Genomic DNA, 1,585 nt, shown 5'->3' with positions numbered 1-1,585 from the left:
CGGAACCTGCCAACGACTTTGAGACACCTGGGTTCTTGATTTAGTGAGCACCTCCTGGCTGTAGGCCCTCGGTCGCGGGCGGGTTGATGTAGACGGCTTCGGGCAAGGATGCCGGTTGGGGGCATCCTCGCGGGAAGCGCTCCGGGTGGCTGCGATAGACGTCGGTGAGGACCTTCTGGCGGTCGATCAAGAGGCCTTCGGCATGGCCGAAGTAGACATCGGCAGGCGTGAGCATGGCGATGCCCGCGTGCCGATGGTCATGGTTGTACCACGGAAAGAAGCTGCGGCAGTAGTCCGTGGCGTTTTCCTGGCCAGGGAATCGTCCCGGAAAGCCCGGGTGGTATTTCAGGGTCTTGAATTGCGCCTCGGAGAACGGGTTGTCGTCCGAGACGCGAGGTCGCGAGAGCGACCGGGTGACGCCGAGATCGGCGAGGAGCTGGGCCGTGCACTTGGCGGTCATCGGGGATCCGCGGTCCGAATGGAGAACCAGTTCATTGGGCTTCACCCCGTACTTTCGGTAGGTCTCTTCGATCAAGTTGCTGGCCAAGGTTGCGTTCTCGCGATCGGCGACCATCCATCCCACCGCATAACGACTGTAGAGATCGAGAATCACGTAGAGGTAGTAGTAGATCCACTTCTGCGGACCCAAGAGTTTCGTGATGTCCCAAGTCCAAACCTCGTTCGGTGCCGTCGCGATGAGCTCGGGCTTGGTGTAGATCGGGTGGCGTCGTTGATCGCGACGCTCCTTGCTCTCTCCTCCCTCGGCCAGGAGGCGGTACATCGTGCGCTCCGAGCATAGGTACTTCTTGTCGTCGAGCAGCGTCGCCACGATCTCTCCCGGCGATCGGTCGGCGAAGCGCGGCTCGTAGAGCACGGCGCGTACGGCCTCACGCTCCTCGGAGGACAACGCCCGGGCAGGGGTTTTTCGGGGCTGCTTCTGCCCGGTCACGGGCCTCGTTCGGCGGTAGAACGTCGCACGCGCTACGCCCAGGGCCCGACAGGCCGGGGCAATCCCGACCTGTCGGGCCAATCCCTGGGCTGCGTTCACGAGTTCTTCTCGCTCTCGAGGCTGAATCCCAGCAGCCCGGCAACTTTTTCCTGAACGTCCAGGATCGTGTGCGCCTTGTGCAGATCCTTCTCGAGGCGAGCCACCTTCGCTTCCAGCTCTCGGACCTTCGGGGCGAGCGGGTTGCGCTCCTTGGGCTTCGCACCGCGCTTCTTCGGCGTCAGTGCCACCAGGCTCCCTTCGCGTCGAGCCTTGCGCCAGTTCGCCAGGTGGGAGCTGTAGAGCCCCTCCCGTCGAAGAATCTGGCCCACTTCGCCGGGACTCTCGCACCCGTCTGCCTCTTCGAGGATTCGCAGCCGATAGGCCGCCGTGAACTGCCGCCGCTGCGGCTTCGCCACCACCTCCGCGTCCGGGGCGCGCCCGGCCTCTCGGGGGCCGGTTCCGGCGCTACGCGCCTCCACCGGCCCCCGAGAGGCCGGCTGAGGCGGATTCGTATCGTTGATCATCTTGAAACACCTTCCATCGCCCTACAGTAATTCTGGATGGGTCGGGTGTCTCATTGTTGTTGGCAGAGAGGGT

At 63.8% G+C, this 1,585-nt stretch carries 1 pseudogene; it reads right to left on the bottom strand.

What is annotated here, in order from left to right:
• Positions 1 to 40 precede the first annotated feature (40 nt).
• Positions 41 to 1,467: pseudogene (locus GY937_00005) on the bottom strand (IS3 family transposase).
• Between the last annotated feature and the right edge of the window lie 118 nt (positions 1,468 to 1,585).

This window comes from bacterium, from assembly GCA_024228115.1.
Classification (GTDB): Bacteria; Myxococcota_A; UBA9160; order UBA9160; family UBA6930.
This window is presented reverse-complemented; position numbering and strand designations above follow the sequence as displayed.